This window comes from Candidatus Peregrinibacteria bacterium (assembly GCA_030700255.1).
GTDB lineage: Bacteria > Patescibacteriota > Gracilibacteria > UBA1369 > JABINC01 > JABINC01.
Genome location: JAUYJN010000001.1, coordinates 1 through 26,491 on the forward strand (window position 1 = coordinate 1; position 26,491 = coordinate 26,491).

General features: G+C 38.4%; 23 protein-coding genes. 13 read left to right on the plus strand and 10 right to left on the minus strand.

Going from position 1 to position 26,491, the window contains the following annotated elements; all coding sequences use genetic code 11:
* Window positions 1–336: 336 nt before the first annotated feature.
* From Q8P68_00005 to Q8P68_00015, 3 genes are all read left to right on the plus strand, one after another.
* Window positions 337–1,092 carry a hypothetical protein gene (locus tag Q8P68_00005; protein MDP4007556.1) on the plus strand — a complete coding sequence of 252 codons (756 nt, stop codon included), beginning with the start codon at window positions 337–339 and terminating at the stop codon, window positions 1,090–1,092.
* 297 nt (window positions 1,093–1,389) lie between these two features.
* Window positions 1,390–2,718 (plus strand): argininosuccinate lyase, encoded by a 1,329-nt coding sequence (argH, locus tag Q8P68_00010; GenBank protein MDP4007557.1) that lies wholly within the window; start codon window positions 1,390–1,392, stop codon window positions 2,716–2,718.
* Between the two features lie 12 nt (window positions 2,719–2,730).
* Window positions 2,731–3,738, plus strand: coding sequence for an amidohydrolase family protein (locus tag Q8P68_00015; protein ID MDP4007558.1), 1,008 nt, complete (start codon window positions 2,731–2,733; stop codon window positions 3,736–3,738).
* Here Q8P68_00015 and Q8P68_00020 read toward each other — a convergent pair.
* The gene (locus tag Q8P68_00020; protein ID MDP4007559.1) at window positions 3,689–4,498 is read right to left on the minus strand and encodes a ZIP family metal transporter; all 810 of its coding nucleotides are present in this window, start codon (window positions 4,496–4,498) and stop codon (window positions 3,689–3,691) included. The two genes, Q8P68_00015 and Q8P68_00020, sit on opposite strands and share 50 nt — an antisense overlap.
* A gap of 146 nt (window positions 4,499–4,644) precedes the next feature.
* Here Q8P68_00020 and Q8P68_00025 point away from each other — a divergent pair, with 146 nt between their 5' ends.
* Window positions 4,645–5,049, plus strand: a complete 405-nt coding sequence (locus tag Q8P68_00025; GenBank protein ID MDP4007560.1) for a hypothetical protein — start codon at window positions 4,645–4,647, stop codon at window positions 5,047–5,049.
* Window position 5,050: 1 nt separating this feature from the next.
* On the opposite strand, the gene Q8P68_00030 is transcribed toward Q8P68_00025, so the two are convergent.
* Complete coding sequence (locus tag Q8P68_00030; protein MDP4007561.1) at window positions 5,051–5,635, minus strand: hypothetical protein; 585 nt, start codon at window positions 5,633–5,635, stop codon at window positions 5,051–5,053.
* A 39-nt stretch (window positions 5,636–5,674) separates the two neighbouring features.
* On the opposite strand from Q8P68_00030, the gene Q8P68_00035 reads away from it, so the two are divergent.
* Genes Q8P68_00035 through Q8P68_00055 form a run of 5 tightly spaced genes read left to right on the plus strand, consistent with a single transcriptional unit; the run spans window position 5,675 to window position 10,066 of the window.
* Window positions 5,675–6,445, plus strand: coding sequence for an RsmE family RNA methyltransferase (locus tag Q8P68_00035; protein MDP4007562.1), 771 nt, complete (start codon window positions 5,675–5,677; stop codon window positions 6,443–6,445).
* 2 nt (window positions 6,446–6,447) lie between these two features.
* Entirely contained in the window at window positions 6,448–7,122 is a 675-nt protein-coding gene (gene rsmG / locus Q8P68_00040; GenBank protein MDP4007563.1) for a 16S rRNA (guanine(527)-N(7))-methyltransferase RsmG, read from the plus strand.
* A gap of 17 nt (window positions 7,123–7,139) precedes the next feature.
* Window positions 7,140–8,984, plus strand: a complete 1,845-nt coding sequence (locus Q8P68_00045; protein ID MDP4007564.1) for an O-antigen ligase family protein — start codon at window positions 7,140–7,142, stop codon at window positions 8,982–8,984.
* Window positions 8,984–9,598, plus strand: a complete 615-nt coding sequence (locus Q8P68_00050; GenBank protein MDP4007565.1) for a non-canonical purine NTP pyrophosphatase — start codon at window positions 8,984–8,986, stop codon at window positions 9,596–9,598. The genes Q8P68_00045 and Q8P68_00050 overlap by 1 nt, the downstream gene beginning before the upstream one ends.
* 21 nt (window positions 9,599–9,619) lie before the next feature.
* Complete coding sequence (locus tag Q8P68_00055) at window positions 9,620–10,066, plus strand: vitamin K epoxide reductase family protein (protein MDP4007566.1); 447 nt, start codon at window positions 9,620–9,622, stop codon at window positions 10,064–10,066.
* Between the two features lie 127 nt (window positions 10,067–10,193).
* Here Q8P68_00055 and Q8P68_00060 read toward each other — a convergent pair whose 3' ends face one another.
* The 6 genes from Q8P68_00060 to Q8P68_00085 all read right to left on the minus strand — a co-directional run bounded on the left by Q8P68_00060 (window position 10,194) and on the right by Q8P68_00085 (window position 20,170).
* The gene (locus Q8P68_00060) at window positions 10,194–12,566 is read right to left on the minus strand and encodes a PKD domain-containing protein (protein MDP4007567.1); all 2,373 of its coding nucleotides are present in this window, start codon (window positions 12,564–12,566) and stop codon (window positions 10,194–10,196) included.
* Window positions 12,567–12,588: 22 nt separating this feature from the next.
* Window positions 12,589–17,316: a PKD domain-containing protein gene (locus Q8P68_00065; GenBank protein ID MDP4007568.1), complete on the minus strand. Its 4,728-nt coding sequence runs from the start codon at window positions 17,314–17,316 to the stop codon at window positions 12,589–12,591.
* Window positions 17,317–17,441: 125 nt separating this feature from the next.
* Entirely contained in the window at window positions 17,442–18,401 is a 960-nt protein-coding gene (locus Q8P68_00070; protein ID MDP4007569.1) for a hypothetical protein, read from the minus strand.
* Window positions 18,402–18,403: 2 nt separating this feature from the next.
* Window positions 18,404–19,381 (minus strand): pilin, encoded by a 978-nt coding sequence (locus Q8P68_00075; protein ID MDP4007570.1) that lies wholly within the window; start codon window positions 19,379–19,381, stop codon window positions 18,404–18,406.
* A 180-nt stretch (window positions 19,382–19,561) separates the two neighbouring features.
* Complete coding sequence (locus Q8P68_00080; GenBank protein MDP4007571.1) at window positions 19,562–19,930, minus strand: hypothetical protein; 369 nt, start codon at window positions 19,928–19,930, stop codon at window positions 19,562–19,564.
* Between the two features lie 6 nt (window positions 19,931–19,936).
* On the minus strand, window positions 19,937–20,170 hold the full coding sequence (locus Q8P68_00085; protein ID MDP4007572.1) for a hypothetical protein: 234 nt from the start codon (window positions 20,168–20,170) through the stop codon (window positions 19,937–19,939).
* Window positions 20,171–20,641: 471 nt separating this feature from the next.
* On the opposite strand from Q8P68_00085, the gene nusG reads away from it, so the two are divergent.
* The 4 genes from nusG (at window position 20,642) to rplA (ending at window position 23,145) form a co-directional block, all read left to right on the plus strand.
* Complete coding sequence (nusG, locus tag Q8P68_00090; GenBank protein ID MDP4007573.1) at window positions 20,642–21,187, plus strand: transcription termination/antitermination protein NusG; 546 nt, start codon at window positions 20,642–20,644, stop codon at window positions 21,185–21,187.
* Complete coding sequence (locus tag Q8P68_00095; GenBank protein ID MDP4007574.1) at window positions 21,187–21,861, plus strand: hypothetical protein; 675 nt, start codon at window positions 21,187–21,189, stop codon at window positions 21,859–21,861. The genes nusG and Q8P68_00095 overlap by 1 nt, the downstream gene beginning before the upstream one ends.
* A gap of 94 nt (window positions 21,862–21,955) precedes the next feature.
* Complete coding sequence (gene rplK, locus Q8P68_00100; GenBank protein MDP4007575.1) at window positions 21,956–22,381, plus strand: 50S ribosomal protein L11; 426 nt, start codon at window positions 21,956–21,958, stop codon at window positions 22,379–22,381.
* Between the two features lie 65 nt (window positions 22,382–22,446).
* A complete protein-coding gene (gene rplA / locus Q8P68_00105) occupies window positions 22,447–23,145 on the plus strand; it encodes a 50S ribosomal protein L1 (protein MDP4007576.1) in 699 nt (232 codons plus the stop codon).
* 46 nt (window positions 23,146–23,191) lie between these two features.
* Here the strand turns inward: rplA and Q8P68_00110 are convergent, their stop codons facing one another.
* Both Q8P68_00110 and Q8P68_00115 read right to left on the minus strand, forming a co-directional pair.
* On the minus strand, window positions 23,192–24,481 hold the full coding sequence (locus tag Q8P68_00110; GenBank protein MDP4007577.1) for a CAP domain-containing protein: 1,290 nt from the start codon (window positions 24,479–24,481) through the stop codon (window positions 23,192–23,194).
* Window positions 24,482–24,543: 62 nt separating this feature from the next.
* On the minus strand, window positions 24,544–25,974 hold the full coding sequence (locus tag Q8P68_00115) for a glycine--tRNA ligase (protein ID MDP4007578.1): 1,431 nt from the start codon (window positions 25,972–25,974) through the stop codon (window positions 24,544–24,546).
* Between the last annotated feature and the right edge of the window lie 517 nt (window positions 25,975–26,491).

The following is a 26,491-nucleotide window of genomic DNA, read 5'->3' on the forward strand; positions in this document are numbered from 1 at the left end:
TGAAGTACACATTTCAAAGCGTTTTCATGGAGATTGAACTTTGAAATACGGCATTCGACGCCCGTTCCCGGGAATGACGTCTGAAGTACGGCGTTCAAGACGTGTGCGCGCACAGCATTGCCCAATTTGTTTAAAGAACCACGAAAAGCTTTACAAAATCATAATAAGATGATTATATATCGTATATGATATCAAAAAACATAATATCATCACAGATTTCACGCTGCGGAACTTCTCGAAAAACTCAGAAGCTCCGTTGATACTTCATATATAAAATATCCCAAGTAACCTAACGGAACTTCAAGTTAGGTTTTTTATAATATTAAAAAAATTATCATGAAAAAATTAGAAAACGTTATATTGGAAGAGGCGGTTGCCTACTTTCAAGATGAGGCAGAAAGGACTGAACTTCCACCAGTATTTGAAAAGATGAGGAAGATTGGAGCAGACAGGGATCCTAGGCAGTTTCAGGTACTTGTTCATCCAAGTTATGCCTTTGACAAAGGTTGGATGGAAGCAAATTTAAAAAAAGGACTGCACTCTCAAACACAAATACTAGCATGGGCACTTAAGTATTTTAGATTAGTGATGAATAGCGTTATAAATCAGCCGGAAAATACAATCATTACAAGTGATAGTTCCGAAGTGGCAACTGGAATTACTGAGTACCATGACAAAATTGTTCACACAACTGGCGCACGTAGTTATCTATCAACAAGCGAGCTTGCAGAATTCTTACAATTAACAAAAGGAATTAATCCTAAGGACTCATTTAGAATTCACGGTTCAATATGGGGACGTTGTCCTACCGGCTTTGCAACTCAATTACATATTGCAACTAAATATGACGGCTATACAGGAAGGTGCAAAGGAGAAGGATATCTCTATAATAGAGGGACAAGATTAGCTGCACAGGAGGATGCATATATGTATAGCTCAATTAAAAAATCTGATGCTATTAGAAATGGGCAAATATCGTTTGGAGTACAACATAATACCGCCTTATTGGGAGTAGCAAACGACGATCTATTCATGGACGAAAATTCCATTATCATACCATCTCCAGAGGAGGTAGAAGCATCAAAACAATGAAATGGCTATACCTAGCGGTCTGAGGGGGTAAACTTAAGTTTACAAATTATTTTAATATGTACCAATTCCACTCTTAAGAGTAAAGTTCCGGAATAAATAATTAATATAACAAAAGATTATAGACAACTTGAAGAAAAATGACGACAAGCGGATTATAGGCCCGAGTAGATAGATAGTTCTTAATATAATTACACAAGGGAGAGAAATCCTTGTAAATTCGATTTTGTCAAAGAGGGTTTGTGCAAAGAGGCTTAACACTTTAGAATCGGTTCAAATTAGCCTCTCACTCCAAACAATATGGCCGACGATATAAAAAAGAAGATCTGGTTCAAAAATAAATCAGTCTCGCTTAACCGTACCGTGGAAGAATATAACGCGGGCGAAGATATCTTGTATGATCAAGATATGATTCCGGACGACGTATGGTGTTCGCGCTGCTATGCAAGATTACTTGAAAGACATGGGCTTCTCGATGATAGCGAATTAAAAACTCTGGAAATGGGACTCGATGAAATTTTGGAATTATATGAAAAAGGTGAATTTGTACTAAAAGTTGAAGATGAGGATTGTCATACGAAAATTGAAGATTATCTAATAGAGAGATTCGGGGATATAGGTAAGAAAATTCACACCGGGCGTTCTCGTAATGACCAGGTGCTTGTAATGATGAGATTTTTTCTAAAACGTAAGGCGAATATAATTAGAGGAAGTGTCCTCGATCTAGCACTTGGGTGCATCGAATTTGCGAAAAAATATGAGATGGTTCCTATGCCGGGGTACACACATATGCAAAAAGCCATGCCAACGACAGTTGGCACTTGGATGGGGGCTTTTGCAGAGAGCTTGATGGATGATGTGAAGCTGCTTGCCGCAATAACTGATGAAATCGTAGATCAGAATCCGCTTGGATCCGGTGCCGGATACGGTTCTCCATTTGATTTTGATAGAGATTGGCTATCAGAAGAGATAGGATTTAAGCGCACACAAAACAATGTAATATATTGCCACAATTCTCGTGGTAAAATCGAAGGATTGGTACTGGAAGCATGTTGCCAAATCATGCTAACTCTCAATAGGCTGGCTTGTGACCTACTGTTTTTTACAACTCAAGAATTTCAGTTTTTCAAAATGGATGACAGTATCTCTACCGGCTCATCTATCATGCCACAGAAGAAAAATCTCGATGTAGCGGAGCTAATACGCGGACGTACAGCAACTGTACTTGCATGCAGAAGCGAAGTAACTATGAATATTTTGAATAAAATTTCCGGATACCATAGAGATGGACAAGAGATCAAAAGACCTCTGTTTCTCGGGCTCAAATATACTGAAATGTCAGTAGAAGCTATGAGTGTCATACTTGAAAACATAGTTCCTAATATGCCGGTACTCGAAAAATCTATGCTTGACTGCCCGGGGCTTTTTGCCGCACACAAAGCATTTGAAAAAGTTAAAGAAGGTATGACTTTCCGAGATGCCTACAGAGAAGTGGGAAGTAACATAGAAGGTATTGTCGTCACTACAGAGGAAATAGGAGAATGGCTCAAAATGTCGAAACATCAAGGTGGTACCGGGAACTTACAACTGGATAAAATTGAAATCGAAATAAATTCACTTATACCTTAACCTCTCACATATATGGAACCTTGGGATTTACAAGCACTACTCAAAAAAAAGATCGATGAGAAAGGAGGTATTATTTCCTGCCATGCACATTTTGACAAATCGCATGTCGTAACCAAAGAGACTCTAGATATGTGTTTGGATAACATGGAGGTTAAGTGGGATCTATGGAAAGATGTTAAGAAAAACTACACACACGAAGATTTGGTTCTACGCATGTCGATCTGTGTTGAAAAAATGATAGCTCAAGGTTCACCGATCACTAGAACAAATGTAGATGTAGATAGCACTGTTGGGATGATGTGTGTTGAGGCTCTGCTCGAAGTAAAAGAAAAATACGCTGATAAAATACAAGTTCAAATATGTTCGCAAGTACTGGAAGGTGCACTCACAGATGGAGCGCGACAATATATAGAAAAAGCCGCACCTTATGTCGATGCGCTTGGTGGGCTTCCATCCAGAGATAGACCGAGGGAAGAAGAACACATGGAATTCTTGTTTGATATGGCAAAGAAATATGGGAAAACAATTGATGTTCATATAGACCAAAACAATGATCCGGACGAAAGAGATACTGAGATGCTCGCTCGCATCGTGATAAAACATGGAATGCAGGGGCGCGTGAACGCAGTTCACGCGTGCTCACTCGCAGCTCAGAGTGATGAATACATTAATATGGTAGCGGCGCTTCTCAAAGAAGCTGAAATGAATGTGATCGTATGCCCGCGCGCCATGATAGATGGTGTCCAACTCCGTCATAAAATAGCTCCTGTACATAACTCAATTGCACCGGTTACCCACCTACTCGATGCCGGCGTAAATGTCGCACTTGGAGTCGACAATGTATATGACTATTTCTGCCCATTTATAGATGGGAACGTTTTTGAAGAGCTACTGTTCCTTATCGAAACATGCAGATTTTATGACATAGAAGCCTTGGTAAATATGGCAACTGTGAATGCCAGGAAAATCGTTATTGACCAAGTAGCAGCCACATCACACCTATCCCAACCAAAAACATAACAAACTGTCCAACTAGCTTTACGCGGGATGATTCTTTGTGTAATTCCGGAATCAAATCCGAACAAGCTATATATATAAATCCTCCGGCTGCGATCGGCACCAGGTATTCTTCAACACCTCCGATGCGTTCACTCAAAACAAGTGTCAAAACAGCTCCAAGCACTGCAAATAGTGCTGTAATGAAATTCATAACAAGAGCTCTCGTTCTAGTGAATCCACCATGTATAAGCACTGCGAAATCCCCGATCTCTTGAGGTATTTCATGTAATACAACTGCAAGTGTCGTCGCGATCCCCACCTCCTTGCTGACTATAAAACTCGCTGCAATCACCATGCCATCTATAAAATTATGTACCGAATCCCCTATTAAGTTCATCTTTGCAAATACATGGACATGTGGCTCGTGATGAGAACTATCACAATTTTGAATTTCCTCAATATGATGACAATGTTGAAAATGAATAAATCTTTCAATAACAAAGAAAATCACGATCCCAGCCAAAATCGATATCGAAGTACTAAGCCCAAACCCAAATTCAGCAGATGCCTCCGGAATCAAATGTAAAAATGCATCCCCAAGCAAAGCACCGGCCGCAAAACTAACGAAAAACATAAGAACTCTCTGCAAATGCTTTACTTTAATAGACAAGGTAAAGAGTCCGACAAGTGAAATCAAACTCACAATGGACACACTTACAATCGAATACAGCCAAATATTTGACGAAGGAAGTTCTGTCGATAGAAGCGAAATCGTTTCCATAAATAAAATAAATTAGGTGAGTTTATTAACTCTGCTCAAAATTAAAGCAACCCCATAACAAAAACAAGATTAATTTAACTCATTATGTATTGCCGGTTCGATTCAAACTGATATAGTGTTTTCGCTATTTTTTTACCAAACACAAAATGACTGAAGACAAAATTGCTCTGACATTACAAGATATTTCAAAAGCTAGAGAAGCCCTCAAAGGGATAAAAAAAGACGTTAAGATTGAAGAGAAAATAACTACTGATGAATACCTAGAGCTTAAAAAAGCTTTAAAAGATTTAAAAGAGCAAGTAAAAAGATACGAAGAAGATCAAAAGAGTGAACTCAGTGAGAATACTCATTATCAAAAACTCCGTGAAATGGCACTTGAGCAAGAAGAAGAGTTAGCACATCTAAATATGCAGCTATTTACCCATCTGGCGAAAATGCCACAAAAATCTTTTAAGATGAATGTTGATACGGATTCAGGAACATTGCTTGTGCAGTGCGAACCTGAGATGAAGATTTATCTAAATGGAAAGGAAGAAAAAAGGAGGGCATAAACTAATTTAATACGACTCCCCTAGCCTCGCAAACCGGCAAAACGTCTTCGGATCCTTCGATTTCTTCGTAAATCGCCTCACATATTTCTTCCGACATACATTGAATGTCATCTTGTTTAACTGAACATTTTGTAAGTTCATATATATCTATGTTTGGGTCCGCCGCTTTGCCCTCTGTAAGTATCCAAAAACGATGTGCTCCAAGAAGTTTTTCACCTAAGTATATTTCAACAAGATATTCTCCTCTGAACATGTCTTTGCTTGATTGGAAAGGGAATGCGATATCTGAAACTCCGGGGGCTGCGTTACGGTCAGTCCTGATGATCTCACGGAAAGAACCTCTTTGTCTGTATTGCCATACCGTTTCAATTTGAGCTTCTTCTTTAGTATTATTTTGGATTTCAGCATTTAGTGCGAAATCATGATCAGTTGGGCTAAATTTGTAACCTTCTGTCAAAGTATTATCTTCATTCAAAAGTCCAAGCTTACTATTAAGAATAGTAAACTTCGGCCCTTCCTCGGCGCAGCCCAAAATAAGTAATGACGCCATAATTATAAGTACTAATTGTAATATTTTCTTTGACATAGTTTTGTATTAATTAAATTATAGTTGAGTTTGTATGAAATGAACCTTACACTAGACTACGTCTATATAGTAACTTCACGTAAATTGCAAAGATTTTTCATAGAAGATAATGTTTTGATGGTGGGGGATGATGATAACCTAAGTAAAGAAATTTGTCACCAGATTTTGAATGTTTTACGTATGAAAACGAATGACAAAGTCATATTACTTGATAATTCCGGATTTGAATATACCTGCGAGATAACCGTTCATGGTAAAAATATAAGCTACAAAGTCCTCGAGAAGAATAAAAACACACTTGAACCGACAATCAATACGATCTTATATCAATCTATATTAAAATCATCAGAACGTCTTGAATTCGCCATGCAAAAAGCAACTGAGCTTGGGGTGATGACTATCGTCCCCCTTATAACAGAGCGCTGCCAGGTCGCAACGTTGCGTAAAAAAGATAGATTTGAGAAAATCATAAAGGAAGCGAGCGAGCAGAGCGAGCGAGGACTCCTACCTACTCTAGAAAACCCAATAAAATTTAACGATCTTATAAAGACACTCGATACCTCTCTCAAAACAACAAATCTTTTTTTCTACGAAGGTGCAAGGCACGACAAATTTGAGCTTCCAAGTCTTAGTAAAAATGTTAATGTGATTATCGGACCCGAAGGTGGGTTTTCACCTGAAGAAGCTTTGCAAATTGAAACATTTTGTAAGAAAAATAAAAACTCATACACTTTGAGCCTTGGCAAACGAATCCTTCGAAGCGAAACTGCAAGTATCGTCGCCCTCGCACAAATACTAATCAACTACTAAAAATGACTGAAATAGACAAAAGCTTATTTGAACCTTTTATGAAGACCCTTCTTCAAGCAAACAAGGATATAAATCTAATATCCAGAGAAATTAAAGAAGAAGAAGATCTATTTGTTAAACATATATATGATAGCGTTAAGATTATTGATTTCTTCGATTTTTCAAATTCTGTGACTTTACTTGATATAGGTTCCGGTGGTGGCATACCTGGAATCCCTCTTGCTATCGCATTACCACATTTAAAAATTACTTTAATGGATTCTGTTGAAAAAAAAATGCGCAGAGCAAAATCCATAACAGAAGAATTGAAACTAAATAATGTAAAAATCTTAATCGGAAGAACGGAAGAAAAAGGACATGACCCAAATTTCCGAGAAAGTTTTGATATAGTTACAGCCAGAGCCGTTGCGGAGCTACCTGTACTACTTGAATACGCATTACCATTTGTAAAAGTTGGCGGGTACTTCATAGCGTACAAAGGAAGAAATCATCAAGAAGAATTATCAGAAAGCAAAACTGCACTCTATACGCTAGGAGCCAAACTTACCGATGTATTTTCATATGATTTACCAAATGACCTAGGCCAGAGAGTATATATAATATGTAAAAAAATATCTGATACTCCGGAAAAATATCCAAGAAAAATTGGAATACCAAAAAAAACACCTTTAAAATAAAATTTAACACACACACCATGTTTTTCAAAAAAGCTTCTCAAACTAAAGTCTGCATAGTACTTAGCTCGCTCATCTTTTTACCGTATTTTTTCAATGTCTTCTACAAAGGCGGCATAGGACTACTCAATCATCTTCTCTTCTTCTTATGCCTGGGACTTTCCGGAATCATTTTTTATATCGCATTACAGAAAAAAATCTACAAAGAGAGAGAGCTTCCTTTTTATGAAAATTTCTCACTTATCACACTTGTCATACTATTCTCTCTCTCATACATAAATTCTTTAACAAGGAATGTGGGCCTACTTGAACTAGGAAGCCTATATGCCGGGGCGATTTTAATATTGCTAGGTTATAACATCGCACAAAATAAAGATCAGTTAAAAAGACTATTTTCAGTATTCTCAATCTCTTCATTGGCTAGCTTGATAATTGGATTTGTTTTTTATTTTGGAGATACGTTCGAGAGATTCTCCGGAACTTTTAATAATTATTTTGAACCATGGTCAGCATTTCCAAATGCATACGGGGATTTCCTTATACTCATAATGCCGCTTACTTTTTATCTTGTTGAGCAAAAGAAAAAAAAGAAAGCTGGAATGATCGCTTTTTTACCTGAAATCACATTTTCACTATCGGTGGCAGCCGTATTGCTTACGGATTCTCAGGGTATCCACGTAGCTGCAATCATTCTGTTTGCACTCCTACTTGGTCGACTTATGATAGTAGGTAAATTTGCAAAGAAACTCATCGTTCTCAGCCTTATAGGGCTTGTGCTAGGGCTTGGTGCGCACGCCCTAAAAAACAACTTAATGCCTAAATATAGAGAGGATGTAGAAATATCAAATCAAGTTTCGATGGATGCAAAAAGCTATGAACAACAAAACTCTGTAAATACCAGACTAGACCATTTTAAAACCGGATTTAACCTTATGCTCAGTGCACCACTGTTTGGATATGGCCCTGGCAGTTACCCATATGTATCTGCAAACAAACTAACTCTCTTAAATAATTCCGATCATCCACATAATTTGTTTTTGAAAATAGGAATTGAAAATGGGATCCTGACCTTGATAGCATTTATAACTTTTATTGGAATAATTCTGCTCCGCGCCCTAATTATATTTTTCCAGAAACTCGATCCTGCAAGAGAGGTTGTTTTTTTAAGTATAGTCGCATTTTTAGCACACCAGATGATAGATTATAATTTAAATTTTGCTTCCGTAGAATTTCTGTTTTATATATTGCTCGGTACTTTGATCATAGAACGCGTACGCAAATCAAAACGTCTGCATTTTAAAGAGCTTCGTTTTGCCAACCACTTTATGCTAGTTGTATTTGGAATCATATTAGTAGTCTTTTCATTGAATGATGGAATCTATAATTTCAGAGCAGCTCACAGTACAAATATTGAAGAATCATTCAACCTCCGGAGTAAAACTCTACTCAAAAGATCTTATTACGAAGACTATGCCTCATATCTAAAACTAAATGATCAACCGACAGTGGCAATGATACTTGCCGGACTTGATTCAAATCCATTTAACGACTCTTTGTATGCGCTGAGTGGTAATTATCAAAAAGCATATGATCTAAATCCTCATAATTTGAAACATCTGCTCGGGGTATATGAGACCGCCTCAGCCCAACATAAAGAAGCACTCAAAAAAGATGTCAGAAAAATCCTAAATGAATATTTTATTTTGCTTAAAACAAACACCTCTTTTACTCTGCTTACAGAAAACCCAATAGTCGCTCTATCACTCGCAAGATTAATCTATGACCGGGAGCTTGTACAAGAATTTGAATTAACGATAGAAAGCGAAAAAGCAAAATTTGAAAAATTGTATAATGTCTCTCTTTGATGAAGCAAAAAATCCTCATCGCAACGACCAATACAGGTAAATTTAATGAGATCATGGAAGTACTGGATGAAGCTTCTATATATTTTGAATTCCTATCACTAAAAGATGTAGACATCAAAGATCAGCCAAAAGAAGATGGCGATAGCTACCTTGCAAACGCCCGTATAAAAGCAGAATTTTATAATGCACTCTCAGGTCTCCCAACTATAGCTGAAGATTCCGGGATCGAAGTCGAAGCTCTAAAAGGAAAACTCGGCATGCATACAAGACGGTGGGGAGCCGGCGAAAATGCAAGTGATGAAACCTGGGTAGAATATTTCTTAAAAACCATGGCAGAACATGAAGATAAGAGAGCTTCATTTAAATGTACTGCGTTTTATATAGATAAAAGTGGTATATCTCATCATTTTCAAGGTGAATGCCGGGGGGTGATAACAGGCACTGTGGAAGCTCCTATACTTGCCGGCATACCACTGAGCTCCTGCTTCAAAGCACACACTTGCGACAAAGTGTATGCCGCACTCCAAAATGAAGAAAAAAACAAACTGAGCCACAGAGGAAAAGCTATGAAAAAATTGTTAGAACATTTACAATCCAATACGATATCAATTTAAAATATCTAAATAAAATTCCAAATGAAGTTAACAAAATACACAAAGTGGCTCGTACTCTTAAGTTTCCTCGGAGCCGTCGTTTCTCTCTATCTGACTTATCTACACTTTGAGCCACAGGCTAGCACTATCTGCAATCTCGGAGAGGCCTTTGACTGTGACAAAGTAAATAAAAGCGTATACTCTGAACTATTTGGAATACCGGTAGCGATCCTTGGATCCGGTTATTATATCGGAATGCTGATATTCTCGGCTGCATTCTCTTGGAAAAATAAATTATTTGCAAAACTCGATGTCAAAGATTTGTTCAGAGGTATTTTACTTATAACATCAATCGGAATAGCGTTTACACTGTATCTAACATACCAAGAGGCATTTGTAATAAATGCCTACTGTATCTTCTGTGTGACCCAACAAATTATCATTCTGATCATGGGAGGCATACTGCTACGCATCTACAAGAAAGCATAATTAATTTCCGGAAAATATAACAAGCATAGGCGCGATAAATGCGGCCACCATGGCAAGCACGGTTATCATAATAACTGCCTTGAATACTGTTGATTTTCTACTCATATTTTTTGAAATTATATTTTTATTATTCTAATACTTGTACGTTAACCGTATCCATAAATCGATCTATCACACCATCGTGATCACGGACGGTAAGCTCAACTTCATAAGCACCCGGATTCTCAAACGTACGCGTCAATCTGTGAGGTGGCGTTGAAGGCGTATTGATACCATTAATCTTCCATGAGTATTGAGTTACTGTTCCGGTAGAGCATCCACTGTCAAATATGACTTCGATAGGTGCGGCTCCGGTTGATTTATTAATAGTAAAGCATGCTCGCACAGAAACCGGACGTACATTTATTGTCAAATCTGCAGACTGTTCTTGTCCATCATCAGTCTTCACAGTAACACTCGGCTTGAACTCCCCTACCCTGGTGTATTCATAAGCTATTTGAGAATCGTCAAATCTTGGATTTGAACCATCTCCAAAATTCCATTTGTAACTTATGATACGTCCTTCCGGGTAAGAAGATCCGGAGGCATCAAACAAAACAACATGAGGCACTTCGCCTTCGAGTGAGCTTGCCGAGATACGTGCTTTTAGACCTTGCTTCTCAACGTTGATACGGAGTGTCCGGGACGTTTGATTATTCGCGGCGTCAGTTACGTATAAAGTTGCTTTGTACTCCCCCGGGCTGTTGTATGTGAATGCAGCGACGTCTCCGGACGCATCTACCACGCCATCACTATCAAAGTCCCATTCGTATTCAATAATATCATTATCTTCATCTGTACTAGCTAAAGCATTAAGATTTACTGAGAATGGAGCAGTACCTTCTATATATGTTTTATTCTTATCAGCAAAATCCGGATTTGGTGTGATAACTGCGCGTGGAGCAGAATCAGGTTTTTTGATCTCTATTTCTATAGAACTCACCGCCTTTTTCTTCTCCAAATCTTCTGTTTCAAGAACAACTATGTATTTACCTAGTTTCTTAAATGTATGAGATGCTGTACGAGTACTTGCGGCGCTGCCATCTCCAAAATCCCATTTATAATTTGTAACTGCACCGGAAGGAGAAGTCGATCCGGAGGCATCAAAAGTATATTCCTTATTGATATAGTAGTTACCTTTATCATTATCAACATCTATTATGGCTTTAGATTCGATGAGCTCAGTTGCAGTTATCAACTTCCCTGTCATCGCATAATCATTCGAATTATCCACAACTTTGAGTTGAACATTGTATTCTCCAATTTGTGTAAATGTATAGTTGACGACCGAACCTGCTCCATCATCAAAATTTCCATCACCATCAAAGTCCCATAGGTATTCTATGATCGAACCATCGGGGTCAGCACTTTCACTAGCATCAAATTCAACTTCAAATGGGACAGAGCCCTCCTCGCTACTCATAGTAAATGCCGCCGCAACTTTCTCATTATCAAACACAACTGTTTTATGAAAATCCTGAGTCCCCTCCTCTCCGGTTTTTAGATCTTTGAATCGTACTCTTAAATTTACATCATATGATCCATCTACAGCCCCTTTGCGCAAATATTGATGTGAAACTTTTTGACCCGTTAGTTTTTCACCATCACCGAATGTCCATACATAAGAAATAATTTCCTTCTGCGCCGGATTGATAGATCTTAATATAGATGATGCATCAAACTTTATTACGATCGGTGCAGTCAAACCTGTTACAATACTCGGCTCTGTCTGTATAAATTCAACCGGTACACTGTAATCTCCTCTTTTACCATCCAACCATATATACGTGAACATCCAAATAACTATAAATACTATCAAGAACATAGATCCAACCATCGCCATCGCCATACCTTTTCTTTTTGCGACAACATTATCTTTTGGCGCAGCCCCAATCTTGAACATACCGACCAAACCAACGAAGAAAGATGCAATAACAAGTAATCCAAAGAATACCGATACAAGATTAATCAAAAAAGGTATCCATTGTTCAACTTCCAATCCAAACAATCTAATAAACGGATTGTTTGCAGGATCTGTAACCGAATAAATCAAGAAGAATGCCATTACAAAAAGTAAAACCAGACCAATCAAGAAAATACTCACGAGCATAAACATTTTTTTGTTCTGCTTATTTTTTTTCTTTTTATCTATCAGCACCTGTTTCTCGGGAGTCATAACTTGAGGCGCGACCGGCCCAACATTTGCCACAGGCAAATGCGGATCAGCAATCTCCTTTTTTTCCGACTTCATATTACTACCGGTCTGCACTATTACCGGAATCAATTCATCTTGTACTACCGGCACGAGCGGCTGCACAACTTTTGGAGAAATATTCTCAGTCCTCGCAATCGGCTGCTTACGAAATGATGAATTATCAATCTTTGGGACAGGAGCTTCCGCTGGCTGATTTGTCTCATTGGTCCCGTCACCCGGATTTATATTGTTATCTTGAAAAGTCATAATTTGTAATTAATTTTTTATTTTAATTCTTTGGTGCAGCCGGAAGTGGATCAAATACTATCTTCTTTGAGACCTTTGACGTTTTGCCGTTCTCATCATAAACCGTAAGTCTCATTGTAAATGGTTGCCTCCAAGATCTATCGTAAACAAAAAGTCCCTGCCTTCTATCCTCGTAATCATAATTAGCATCAAAGCCTATGTTTTGCTCTATAACATAACGTACTATCGGACCTGTTGATTGCTTTACATCAGCACGCACTTCAGCTGTCTGACCTTGCAAGTGAACAATACCCAAACCATCCGGAGCAGGAGTTAAATTCAAAACCGCCTTCAATGGTTCTGACTCCGCCGCTACTGTTATTTGTACAGAATCTTCATTGCCTTGCGCATCTTTTATAGTCAACTTCACCCTATAATTCCCTGATTTATCATAAGTATGAACAGGATTATCTTCTGTCGAATCAATATCATTATCATCTATGCCGTCACCATCACTATCGGTATCTAAATCAAAATCCCATGCACGTTCATCTAAAGTCGTTCCAGGGTCGACCTCAGAATTATCAGTAAAAGATACTTCTAAATTATCAGCCTCGTATGCAATTTTTGCAATCGGTGCGTCAACACTTGATGTAACTGTTACCGGTGTAGGCCTCGTCACACTCACAGCTCCGTTTATATCAATCGCCTTTATACGTACTTGATATGTACCAACCTTCTCATATGTATATGAGAAAGAATGCGTTTCAACAACATCATCATCTGTGAATCCATCTCCAAGCACATCGTACTGAACACCAACCACTTCACTGTCATCGGTAGATTCATCATAGAATGTAACCGGATCACCAACTTGGACTGAATTATCAGCTACTGAGAACTTAGCTCTCGGTGGCTCATTTTGTCCGGTAATTGCAACAACATAAGTATAAGGTCCATCTACGCATGAATCGGTTATATTATCGCCATCATCTTTTACTTTTATACATATCCCCACCCTATGTTCTTCCCCTGTTGTACCAAGCCCATGAAATATAAATTCTTTCAAAGGCCCCTCGCTAGTAGATGCGTCCAATACATTGGATGTATTATCAGCATCGAACATAGACCATGTGTATTGAACTATTCTTCCGTCCAAATCCTCGGCATCGGCACTAACAGAAATTTTTACAGGAGTCTCTAGTGAACCGGAAGTGATACTTGAACTCAAACTATGTATTATAGGTTCAGTATCGGTGGCCTCCAAGGTAAGTTCTATTTTACCAAATTCACCAGTCGCTTCATCTGTAGCTGTAAATGTAACTTCATATGTACCAATATCTTCATAAACATGACTTGTCAGTTTATTTGATCCAACTTTTCCATCTCCGTAATTTACAAGATATAAAAGTCTCCTACCTGTACCATCTCTATTCAAAGAATCACTTCCATCGAATGTGATACTTGTTTTACGTGGGATCTCTACAGTGTCACCACTAGCAGTATCTACAGGGACACCATCTATATTGATATCCAAAACAGGTAAAGGAGACTCTGAATCTCCAACAAACACTCTCCTTGTTATCGAATTACCATCATTATCAGAATCAAATACCGTTGCATTTATTTTGTACGCACCTGCCTCACTATATGAATGAGTAAAATTGGCAGTATCAAGTACAGTTGAATTATCAGTAGGACTACCATCGCCATAATCAATCTCAAATTCCACAGCATTTTCTGAATCAAGTTTGAATTCTACATCAGCAAGTCCGGTTTTTTCATCTAATTGGTAAGCTGCCCCACCCATGATATCCAAAGCTATATCCAGTACTGACTCGACCTGCACCTGTTTTTCTACAGTATCTTCCTTGCGTAAATTATCATCCAAATACTGATCATTTACACTTAGTGTAATGGTTTGTTTACCTTTTTTATTGAACTTAATCACAGGATCTTCAGAAGTAGCATCAGTACCTTCGGTGAATTCACCATTTATCACGGTCCAATCGTATGCAAGTACATCATTTTCATCCGGGTCAGTGCTACAATTTCTGATACGAGCAGTGCCAGGCTGTGCATCATCTTCAAATGAATATGTAAAACAAGCAGTTGGCGTTTGAGATTCTACGAGGAAAGTCCTCTCATTTATATCACCCTCACCAAGAGCATCTGTAATCTGTAAAGAAACTATATATTGACCAGGTGCATCCGGGACAAATGACCATGTGCTAGTTGCTGATGTGTTTTCACCAACCGTAGCTCCATCCCTAGTAATCCTCCAGGTATAATCCGTAATTGCCCCGTTGTCAGATTTTGAATAACCTCCATCAAATGAAACAGTCTGTCCGGTTTGGAACACGCCATTTGGATTATTTTGAATTACAAAATTACTAGAAGGCGACCCTACCTCCAGAGAGATTACCGATCTTTCACTCAAATTATTTTCAATCACTTCCAGAATAACCTTATAACTACCTTCTTTATCAAAAGAATAATTTTTCGATGCATTTGATCCTGCAAATTGCTCCGCACCAAAACTCCATACGAACTCTGTTATATCACGACCTGAACTTCCTTTGGATCCACCCGCATTAAATGTAAGACCTGCTTTCGCCTCCTCCAAAGTAAACTTTACTCGGCCGTTTCTAACGGCCGGCGTTACTGTATTATCCATTGCAAGCACATTGACGCCATCTGTCGAAGATACATTAACCTTTACCTGTGCAAGCGGACGCCGAACCTCTATACGTGTAATCGCAAGCCCTGAAGCATATATCTCAGGCTGTGCACTATTTATTGTTAATGTAACAACATAAGTTCCGGGATTATTGTAAATACAAGAAACGGTCGCTTTGTTCTCTTCATTGCATGTGCTTGAAGCTTGATCAGGATTACCATCTCCATTTAGATCCCAATGATGATTTTCGTCAAATATAGATTGCCCACTTGGGTCGATCGAACCAATACTATCGAACAGAGCTATACAAGGTGCAGTACATGTACGCACTGATGAATTCAATTTCACTTTTACAAATTCTAAATTCTTCACAGCTTCCGCCGCTTGATTTATTTCTTTTATAAGGTCTGTCAAAAGCGCTCTATCTGCCTTTTGAGTGCGTAACAACACAAGCTTATCCTTCACATCTGTCATCTCATCTTTTACACCTCGCTTACCTGTAATCGTAGTTCCACTCATATCGGTAAATAAATTTTCAAGCCCTTCTGCATATAATATGTATTTATCTATATTCTCTTCATAATCACCTTCGGCAGAAGTTTTTAATTCTGCAGAATAATAGTCCATGAATTCATAGGCATTTTCAAAAGTTGTCATTGGATTAACCGGCGGCGTCAGATTCACTTGCATAACCAACATATTTGTATAAAGTGCTTTCGCTATCTGCACAGCAGCCTTTGTTATCGGTCTTTGACGACTCAAGTAATCCATCATAGTATTGATATTACTCATCGTACGTGGGAAATCCTGAGCGGTTCTTTGCAATGTAGAAAGCACCCTCACCCCTTCATCGAGGCCGCCTTGTAATGCGTACTCAATAGTAGGTAAATAATCTGCGGCGCTAGTTGTATTCAAATATGAAGTACTGACAGCTATAGCTCCCTCACCAATCTCACGCAACCTGTCATGTGCGCTCTCATATGTAGTTGTCACACTCGCACCGACTTCTTCAGCGAGCTCTATCTCCTTGTTCACAGCTACCGAACCTCCACCGGAAACCCGACAGAAACTAGCTTGGTCGTCACCTCCTACCGGTGCAAAACAAATAACAGTTCTCACAATCGCATAAGATGCAAGTACCAAAATAATACCTATAACGGCAAACACGACACTATTTTTACCTTTCTCAGTCTTACTATCATCGCCACCTGCCGTAAGGTAAATAAATCCACCATATATAATAGCGACGACCGCTATAAGCCCGAGGAACCCTAATGCGAAATTAATAACATTTAATACAAATTCACGAATACCTTTGTTTTCTGTAAGCCCCGGAGAATACCCTGTAGTCTCCGGTGCCTCAAAATCACCTCCAAATTTTGTAAACGTAGTCTCTTCAACAGGCAAGACAAAAGTCTGACCTTCGCCACCTCCATCTTCACATCCAAAAAAGCCTTCTGTGTCAGCATCTAAACTATGACATAAAAATCCGCTGAGATCTCCACTTTGTAACGCATCCCATGCCTGAGTATCCTGTCCCAAAGCATAATCCGAATTACCCGGGTCCTCATAACCCGGGCAATAATTCCGGGTTAAATCACAATACCCGGCCTTTTCTTCATCTTCTAAGTTATCTGCTTTACTATCGTTAGGCTGTGGGTTATTTACCGTTTCAACCCCTAGATATCTATATTCAGTATTTGGAGGGGTTCCGTACGGCTCCCAAGAATCGCTTCTATTTATCCCAACCCCACGAGCATTACAAATAATCTCAACAGTTTTACACGCCGTAGTCCCGACTATATTGACTTTACACTGACTAGAAGACAAACCGGAAAGTCTAGTACATTGTCTATGTACATCATAACCGTTAACCCTCTCTATATTATCTGCACTACTATAACCTGTGCCTTGGTACTCCCAAAATCTCCAATAACTTTTATCTGTAATCAAATTTAAGTCATAGGGCACATCCGAATTACCGGCAAAAACAGTCCCGGCTAAAGTTGCAAGGAATACTGCTGAAATTGCGAACAGAGTCAGTTTCTTTAATAGATTTTTCATTTTTGTATGTGTGTGTTTTTCGTTCATTTTTTATTTCATTTTTCGGTTGCGCTTCGCGCCCTTTATTTGTGGCGTGCTTCATGGCACGCCTTGCGAGTCGCTCCGCTTCCCGCTGATTATATATTTTTTATCTTATAAATGCAAAGCGTTACTTAGCCCTTAAAAGCTATCATTGTAGCCGTTAGGCCATATGAACCGGCAACTATCAAAATACCGATTACTGCGGCTATCAATGCTTTTTTTCCTTTTTCATCGCTACCTTCACTGACAAATGCTATCACGTATTGCACTCCGGCATACACGATAAGTGCAACCGATAAAAACGAGACAAATCCTGTAATAAAGTTTGTAAGAGTTATTATAATATCGATACCACCTTTTATATTGATAGTAGAACCTTTTTCCGCAAAGATTATTTCCTTTATAACGACTTCAGAGAGTCCTATTATAACGAGACCAACGACCGCCCACATTATAGCTTTCTTCTGTTCATCTATCTCCTCACCTGCGCTCATAACCATACGGAAACCATTTACTATGATCACCAGTACCGCTATGGCCCCTACAAAAGCTTCGATGAATGTATATATACGCTTAAGCTCAAGTGACCCCTGGCTTGCAAAGAACTGTGCTGATTCTGAAGTTGCCAGAACTTCACCTTCTGCGCCATACAACACATTTGCCACAAAATAATCGGCCACCATAATAAGAACAAAGCCTATAAGTAGATAAGTGAAATGCGTTTTTGCTTGGGTGATAGCCTCCTCTGATTTACTAGAGACGGTAAGTCTTATACCAAGAATCGTCATTATAAGGACCGCTGCCGATCCAAGCATATATTTCGACACATCAACTATCTGAAAAATTATTGTCTGAATTGTTGAAATCCCTTCGATATCAAGAGCCCTTCTATGAGCCTCCGCATCCTCCACCGGATTATAAAGACCTGCATCCTTACCTATGTCCTCTACAAATTTTGAAACATCTGCATCTTGCGCAAAAACCGTATGAATATCTACAAAATAGCTCGCAATCAGAGCTGTAGCCAGTATTACGACATACGCCCTATTCTTTGAGATAAATTCAACTAATTTTTGAAATATTTTCTTCATAATTATGGTCTACTTATTTGTCCTGAAATAAATGTTGAAACTATAGCGAATGCACCGTAAATGACGATGATCCCAATTATTGCATTCGTAATTAGCTTTTTAGCTTTCTCAGCCTGAGATTCGTCAGCCCCCGAAATTATGTACATAATCCCACCCGCTACCAATACGATTACCATAATCGGCCCAACGAATGTCACGACTATATTTGTAATAGCAACCAGCTCTTTGATCCCTTGAGCATAATCAATCTGAGGCTTAATGCCCGTACGATCCGCATTTAAATCAATAACATAGAACACTTTGTCTATAAACGTGCTTGAAAATATGACCAGCATCAATCCAAGAGTAGAAGCTGCAAGTTTCTTTTTTGTATCTGTTACGGTAGTTTCATCCCCACCATTCATAACGAGGCGGAGAGCGCTAATAACTACATACAGTGTCGCAAGACTTCCAAGGAAATATTTTATAAATGTTATTATCAGATTCACTTCGACACGGAAACCAACTACTCTTTCTTTTGCAGTTTCAGGATTCAAGAAGCCACCATTTTGTACGCTAAGAAGTTCTGTTATGGCTCCGGCAACACCTATCACGGCCATTCCAATTATCGCATAAGTGAGTGTACTTTTCTGTTTCGTCATCTCACCTTCGTCATCTCCCTTGTAAACCATCATCGATGCAGCGTAGACAATAATCGCCACTACCACAGCACCCATAATGTATCTAACATTCTTAAGAATACTAAATACCGCATCCTCAAGCCGACCTATTCCATCTTTGGATGGGTCACTTGTAGGGTCGGGAATATCACCAAAATACCCATTATCCAAAACAGGAAGGTATCCTGCATAAACCACAAAATACTTCTTTAACAACAACAAACATACAAGCAAACCTACGAACATGACGTACTCAAAACTTGTCGTACGCATAGATCGCCCCAACGTGTTTCTTAGTTTTAGTGTCGCATCTTTAAACATTTTGTTTATATGTACATAAATAATTCTATTTATTTTAGCAGAAAAAGAGACTTTTTTGAAGACTGCAGAGTAAGTAAATCAGAGTCTTAGCTTGACCCGCCGTTGACAATATACTGTAACGCTACTATTTTGAGGTGTTCATTTGGTAATTGGTAGGGGCCCTATGAAGAAGTCTGGTTTTTACCTATATCCCGAAATTTTATACACTTCGTAATTCTTTTTTTTGATGTCTTCTTTCAAAATTTGCAAATACTTCCTAAGTTGACTCCTGAACTTCGGATTCTTAATGCTTATATTTTGACCAATCTCGTCATTTTTGCTCCTGAAAAATAAGAAAAATCCATCGTCCGTTTTCGTTTGAATAAGAAAAACCAGTCTTCCAACCCCGCTTATGGTAGTTGTATAAATTTTGACCAATTGCGAATCCCTTGGCAAATCCTTACCTTTGATAATTGTAAAAATCCCTTTTGCGTATGCTTTTACAATTTTTTCTTTGTGCTTCTCAACATTCTCTTTTTTTAAGAGGGTTTTGCTAAAAACAACCTTCATAATTTATTATTTATTCCACTCAGCAACAACATCGTCCATTAATTCTTGAGTATCATCATCAACCTCCATAATTTCTATATATGGCTCCCTCTTCATCTGTGAGCCAATATGTATTTTACCATTTGAGTAATCAAGCAGTAGTATGCGGACTACCGAACTAAAAGATAGCATGTCCTCTTTAGCCTTTTTCGCAGCTTTATCGCGAATGTTTTTTTCAACTGAGATTGATGTAGTCGTCATACGACAAGGATTAGTAATTTTTACATTAAAATTATATAGAATTTAATAGTTCTTTGCAAGCGAGAAAGTAAATAGCTAAACCGGCAAGGTCTTAATTTTCACTTGCATTTAAGCGAATACAATCGTAAAATCGTAGATGAAGAAAGCCCGAGGAGGGTTTTTAAAAATGGGGCAATCACCTCAAATACTTAATCTCATCAACAATGAAAGAAAACGTTATCGTAAACTACTTCAAAGAGTGTTTCGAAATCCTACACCAAGTGACATGGCCGACTAAAAACCAAGCAATTAGATACACTATTATAACTTTTGCTTTTTGTGGAGTATTTGCTTTATTTCTAGCCATTTCAGACTTCGTTTTTCACTTTATATACAGCTATTTGGTGCTTAGCTAATAGAGCTGCGAATTTCAATTAAGATTCGACTCACGGATACTCTAAGAAATATCATTAAAACTTAATTAAACGACTGATGGCAAAGCAAGCCCAAAATACCGGTAGGAACTGGTATGTACTACATACTTATTCCGGTTATGAACACGCAGTTAGAGAAGCTCTTTTACAACGTACGGAATCTATGAGTATGCAAGATTTTATTTTTGACGTTGTCGTTCCCGAAGAGACTGTAATAGTGATGAAAAAAGGTAAACCAAAAGAAGAGAAAAAAAGACTTTTCCCCGGATATGTTTTAGTTGATATGATGGTAAATGATGAATCATGGTATGTCGTACGTAATACACCAAATGTAACCGGATTCGTGGGCTCCGGGACTATCCCGGTACCTGTGTCCGCTGAAGAGTGGAAAGTTGTCAAAAAACATATGGGTGAATCTGAGCCAAGGTTCAAAATCACTTTCGATGTCAATGATGAAGTACTTATACTGGACGGTCCATTTGCAAATTACGAAGGTATGATTTCAAAAGTTGATGAAGATAAAGGTAAAGTCACTGTACTTATCAACATCTTCGACCGTGAAACACCAGTCGAGCTCGACTTCACACAAGTTAAGACTAAATAATGCACAAGTTCACATTATTCACAGTTCTTTTGTCAATTATAACCGTATCAATAGTTATAGACATAGTTGTGAACGGTTATTCACTCTCAAATGACTATGTACCAACAGATGATGGTATTGTAACTGAAACGGCAATTGATGAGAAAACACCTATTGTAGAAGAGGACGTTATCAATCCCATGCCGGAAGGCGGAGAAGAAAATGATGGCAATGCAGATGAAACAATATCTTTATTCAGTTTCGCAGACAAAGATGCGATTACAGCAGATATACTAACCAAAATCGGAATTGAAAATGGAAAAGTTAAGCAGATTTTGATAGATAAACCATTTCTTCAGGCGATCTCACTACCGGAAAATGTCAAAAACCGCTTAGAAATCGTAAATTTGTTTGACTTTGAGGAATATTTAGGGACAATATACGCACTTCATTTTGGAAGCCTAAAAGATGCTGAACAATTCTACAGCGATTTGAAAGCGGAGGCTCTGGAAATAGATGGAGCTGACGTCCGTGAAACAAATACATTTGGAGACTTATCCTTTTATCTCAACCAAGAAGGCAAAACGAAGACTGCATTCTCAACCGCACGAATAGGCTCAGATATATATGGATTCGAATATCCTCACAAAAGTCATCAAATTTTCAAAGACTTATCATCTGCATTGGCTGAATAGACCGGACACCGTCGATAACAGAGCTACTAATTTCAATTGAGATATAGCTCATACACACTCTAATAAATATTATTAAAACTTAATTACACGACTAATGGCAAAAGAAGTATCAAAGATCGTAAAAATCCAGATTCCGGCAGGAAAGGCTAATCCAGCCCCTCCGGTTGGTACAGCACTAGGACCTCATGGTATAGATATTCAACAGTTTTGTTCTCAATTCAACGATGCAACTCGTGAGAAAGGAGATACAGTAATTCCTGCTGAAGTGACTATATATGCTGATCGTTCTTTCACGTTCAAATTAAAAACTCCACCGGCAGCAGTATTGGTAAAAAAAGCTCTAAATCTAAAATCAGGTTCAGGAGTACCTCAAAAAGACAAAGTTGGTCACATAACTCGTGCACAACTGGAAGCTATTGCAGAAGAAAAAATGCCTGACATCAATGCAAACGACCTTGATGCGGCTGTAGAAATCATAAAAGGAACATGTCGCTCTATGGGCGTTACATGGGATAAGTAACATAAATTATATCGTGGGAGCTTCTCACTTAAGGCGAAGCATTTGAACCACTAACCCAATTTAAAATGGCACACGGAAAAAAATACAAGAAGTCTTTAGAACTTCTTAACGTAGAGAAAATGTATACTCTAGCTGAAGCGGTTGACCTAGCAAAAAAGACTTCAACTACTAAGTTTGACTCATCTGTAGAAGTACATATGAATCTTGGGATTGACCCGGCTCAAGCTGATCAACAGCTTCGTAAAACAGTATCTCTCCCACATGGAACAGGTAAAACTTTACGTGTTATCGCTTTTTGTGGAGATGAGAGAGTCAAAGAGGCAAAAGCTGCCGGAGCCATAGAGGCCGGTAACGAAGATCTTGTTAAAAAAATCGAAGGTGGATGGATGGAATTTGACAAAGTAGTCGCTACTCCGGACGTTATGAAAAGTCTTGGTAAAATCGCAAAGACTCTTGGACAAAAAGGACTTATGCCAAATCCTAAATCAGGAACTGTTACAACTGACATCGAAGGTGTTGTAAAAGACCTACAAGGAGGTATGGTTGAGTTTAGAAATGATAAACAAGGCAATCTTCACAACATAGTTGGAAAAGTTTCTTTCTCAGAAGCACAACTACTTGAGAATGTAGGCACTTACCTAAAGGCCATCAACGACGCAAGGCCGACAGGTATCAAAGGTACTTTTGTGAAATCAATCACACTCACTACCAGTATGGGGCCTGGTATCAAAGTCGAAGTAAACGAGACTTTAAGAGGTCTATAATATATAATCTTTATTAGAAGCTTTCTAGCACCTAAAGAAGCTTCTTTTATCTACCCGGTTGTTTTTTAGCGAAGATTTCTGTAATCCAGATTCTACCGTCTTTTTTGTCTTCGTATGCAGCGATTGCATAATAAGTGAATGCAAATGATTCACCGAGAATGTTTGCCCTATGATTAAGTTCACCGTGCGGCTCCATCATCATATTTGTGTGAATTCTTTCTACCATTTTCGATATATTACTACTCCCGGATGTTTTGAAGACTGAAATATTTTCACCTATAGCTTGATAATCCCTACCAAGAAATTGTTTGTAATTTCGTAAATCCCCATGTGTCAGTGAGTTATCCTTTTTCATCGATTGCGAATGAGTTACTGCGAGTGTGTATAATTGCTCATCAAACTTGAGCTGTTGTTTACCATACTCTTGACGTGATTCATTGATTAGCTGTGCAAGTTTTGATTCCGTAAATTGCTTAATATCAGTGATTTGCACATCTTCCGGCATAGGAGATCTCACTGCACGCTTAAGATTGTAGAACCAAATAGAAGCATCCCTGCGTGTAAGAAGTGCACCCGGGTCAAATCTACGCTTATCCGGAAAGATATTATTTTTACGACCAGCATTTACAAATCTTGCAAACCAAGTACCGGAACTGACATCTTCAAAATAAGCATCATTTAAATTTGTAAATCCACCGGGGAAATTATAAGCACTCATCAATATCTTAGCTGCTGACGCCTTTGAAATATTTTTCACCGGCATAAATTTCAAATTATTATCAAGCCAACCTTTCGCCTGCGCATAGCAAATTTTTTTCTTTCTCATAGTTTGAATCGCCTTGGACTTCCTCCTATCCATAAGTCTCAAATCCGCAAAACAATCCGTGCGTGTATTTGAAGGGACAGAAATCTCAAGCACATCCACCAAAATATCTATAAATTTTTCCCTCGTCAGTTTACGATCCTGTAAAATCGCGTTCCCCCTAAACAAAGTAAAATATCCTTCCCTCACCATGTATTCCATAGCAAAACGATATTCATCATCATAATTAAGATCTGATATATTCAAAATCCCCTCTTTTTTTACAAATGAACCAACTGATGGAACAACATCAAAATCCTCTTTTACAGCTGGAGTGGCACATGTTCTATATACACCTGATTCAAGCACTCTCGCACAATTGTAATATTGAATCTCATTGTTTTCATCCAAATAAAATTCATTTGAAATAAGTGCAAACGCCTGTGCTACACCAAACAAAGCCGATAATACCAAGCCAATTGTGACAAGTCCGCTCGCACGCTCAAACAAAGATGTGGAGATGTTTTTTCTCATGGCTTATTTGTATCATGGAAACGGTCATACGTTCAATCTAAACTTCTTAAAGCAAATTCATTCTATTGCAAGCGTTCAGCAAGCCAAGTTGGTAGATCTGAGGTTTTAATACGTTCTTGAGTCATCTTATCGCGCTCGCGAACTGTAACAGTGTCTTTGAGGTTTACGTCGACTTCGTCACCGGTGCCCACAGAATCAAAATCAACTGTAACACAAAATGGTGTACCGATTTCATCCTGACGGCGGTAGCGTTTACCTATACTTCCCGCATCATCATATTCCATATTCCAACCATTTTTCTTGAGTCCGTTGTATAAATTTCGAGAATATTCTTCTAGTTTTTTATGTAATGGAAAAAGTGCGACTTTTACCGGAGCAAGTCTTGGATGAAATCTCATAACCGTGCGGATTTCTTTTGAGTCCCCCTCACCTACCTCTTCTTCATCATATGCCTCACAAAGGAACATCAAAACAGTACGGTCACACCCCCATGAAGGCTCTATAACATATGGTACATATTCTTCATTTGTATGAGGATCCCTGTATGTAAGTTTTTGACCGGAGTGTTCGCTGTGAGCTTTTAAGTCAAAATCCGTGCGAATTGCGATACCTTGCAGCTCTCCAAACCCGGGAGTATTTCCAAATGGGAATTCGTACTCAACGTCACAAGTTCCACTCGAATAATGTGAAAGTTCTTCTTTTGCGTGATCTCGAAATCGAAGATGGGATTCATCTACACCAAGGTCAAGATACCATTTACGTGAAGCGGCTTTCCAAGCTTCAAATGCGCCCTGCTCTTCTCCTGGTTTTACAAAATATTCAATCTCCATCTGTTCAAACTCGCGTGTACGAAATGTAAAATTCCCCGGAGTGATCTCGTTACGGAACGCTTTACCTATCTGCCCGATTCCAAAAGGAACACGAACTCTAGTCGAATCAATTACATTTTTAAAATTAACAAAAATCCCCTGTGCCGTTTCAGGACGAAGATAAATATCATTTTCCTCACCTTCTATAACTCCCTGCTGAGTCTTGAACATCAAGTTGAATTGTCGAGCTTCAGTCCAATCCATAGCCCCACATTTCGGACATTTCACATTAAATTCTTTCAATTTTGCAGCAATATCTTTGAGTGCAATTTTCGCAGCCTCCGCTTCAGTCATGTGATTTTCAAGTAATTTGTCCCCTCTCTCACGCTCTTTACATTTTTTACAATCAATAAGAGGGTCTGAGAAGCCTCCTACGTGACCGGATGCAACCCACGTCTTTGGATTCATCAAGATCGCCGCATCAAGCCCTACCATGTCATCTCTATCACGTATAAAAGTATTCCACCATTCTTTTTTTACATTATTCTTAAGTTCTACTCCATAAGGACCGTAATCCCATGTATTTGCAAGTCCACCATAAATCTCAGAGCCGGGATATATAAAACCCTTTCTCTTACAAAGTGCGACTATTTTTTCCATTGAGAAACGTGAATTTTTTGACATATTTATCGTTTGAAATTATTTATGTGAAATTTGCGCATTACATACGAAAACCAGTGTACTGCACACTGACAGAAGTTAAAAGATTATTTTTATTCACTTCAAAAATGCTTACAGAAATTATCACTTAAACAAAACCAGATCCTATAGAAATGACGCTACCTGGATGTGAGTGAAAGATACCAATTAGCATACAGCTGGGTGAGTGAAATGCCACCATGTAACATTTCTGAAAATCGTCCAGTCGAAATATCATTTTACGGCTTCCGCTTGCGCGTTTTTAACATTTTTATGTTGACTCAAAATGGTGAGTAAATGGTAGTATTTTCATAGAAAAATAACCGACTTTCTCATTCAAAAGCAATTTCATAATTACACACTCATGAACCAAGCCCAAACAATTTTTCAAAAACAAAATGAAACACAAACATCCAAAGAGCAAATTAACGATCTCCATCTCGAATTTCAAGCTTGTGGCAAAAATGCGAAAGAATGGATTCAAAAATGTAAAATGCTACTT

Bases quoted from the DNA above. Each gene is read 5' to 3' on its own strand.
- Q8P68_00005 (MDP4007556.1), top strand. From the start codon at position 337: ATGAAAAAATTAGAAAACGTTATATTGGAAGAGGCGGTTGCCTACTTT.
- argH (MDP4007557.1), top strand. From the start codon at position 1,390: ATGGCCGACGATATAAAAAAGAAGATCTGGTTCAAAAATAAATCAGTC.
- Q8P68_00015 (MDP4007558.1), top strand. From the start codon at position 2,731: ATGGAACCTTGGGATTTACAAGCACTACTCAAAAAAAAGATCGATGAG.
- Q8P68_00020 (MDP4007559.1), bottom strand. From the start codon at position 4,498: ATGGAAACGATTTCGCTTCTATCGACAGAACTTCCTTCGTCAAATATT.
- Q8P68_00025 (MDP4007560.1), top strand. From the start codon at position 4,645: ATGACTGAAGACAAAATTGCTCTGACATTACAAGATATTTCAAAAGCT.
- Q8P68_00030 (MDP4007561.1), bottom strand. From the start codon at position 5,635: ATGTCAAAGAAAATATTACAATTAGTACTTATAATTATGGCGTCATTA.
- Q8P68_00035 (MDP4007562.1), top strand. From the start codon at position 5,675: ATGAACCTTACACTAGACTACGTCTATATAGTAACTTCACGTAAATTG.
- rsmG (MDP4007563.1), top strand. From the start codon at position 6,448: ATGACTGAAATAGACAAAAGCTTATTTGAACCTTTTATGAAGACCCTT.
- Q8P68_00045 (MDP4007564.1), top strand. From the start codon at position 7,140: ATGTTTTTCAAAAAAGCTTCTCAAACTAAAGTCTGCATAGTACTTAGC.
- Q8P68_00050 (MDP4007565.1), top strand. From the start codon at position 8,984: ATGAAGCAAAAAATCCTCATCGCAACGACCAATACAGGTAAATTTAAT.
- Q8P68_00055 (MDP4007566.1), top strand. From the start codon at position 9,620: ATGAAGTTAACAAAATACACAAAGTGGCTCGTACTCTTAAGTTTCCTC.
- Q8P68_00060 (MDP4007567.1), bottom strand. From the start codon at position 12,566: ATGACTTTTCAAGATAACAATATAAATCCGGGTGACGGGACCAATGAG.
- Q8P68_00065 (MDP4007568.1), bottom strand. From the start codon at position 17,316: ATGAACGAAAAACACACACATACAAAAATGAAAAATCTATTAAAGAAA.
- Q8P68_00070 (MDP4007569.1), bottom strand. From the start codon at position 18,401: ATGAAGAAAATATTTCAAAAATTAGTTGAATTTATCTCAAAGAATAGG.
- Q8P68_00075 (MDP4007570.1), bottom strand. From the start codon at position 19,381: ATGTTTAAAGATGCGACACTAAAACTAAGAAACACGTTGGGGCGATCT.
- Q8P68_00080 (MDP4007571.1), bottom strand. From the start codon at position 19,930: ATGAAGGTTGTTTTTAGCAAAACCCTCTTAAAAAAAGAGAATGTTGAG.
- Q8P68_00085 (MDP4007572.1), bottom strand. From the start codon at position 20,170: ATGACGACTACATCAATCTCAGTTGAAAAAAACATTCGCGATAAAGCT.
- nusG (MDP4007573.1), top strand. From the start codon at position 20,642: ATGGCAAAGCAAGCCCAAAATACCGGTAGGAACTGGTATGTACTACAT.
- Q8P68_00095 (MDP4007574.1), top strand. From the start codon at position 21,187: ATGCACAAGTTCACATTATTCACAGTTCTTTTGTCAATTATAACCGTA.
- rplK (MDP4007575.1), top strand. From the start codon at position 21,956: ATGGCAAAAGAAGTATCAAAGATCGTAAAAATCCAGATTCCGGCAGGA.
- rplA (MDP4007576.1), top strand. From the start codon at position 22,447: ATGGCACACGGAAAAAAATACAAGAAGTCTTTAGAACTTCTTAACGTA.
- Q8P68_00110 (MDP4007577.1), bottom strand. From the start codon at position 24,481: ATGAGAAAAAACATCTCCACATCTTTGTTTGAGCGTGCGAGCGGACTT.
- Q8P68_00115 (MDP4007578.1), bottom strand. From the start codon at position 25,974: ATGTCAAAAAATTCACGTTTCTCAATGGAAAAAATAGTCGCACTTTGT.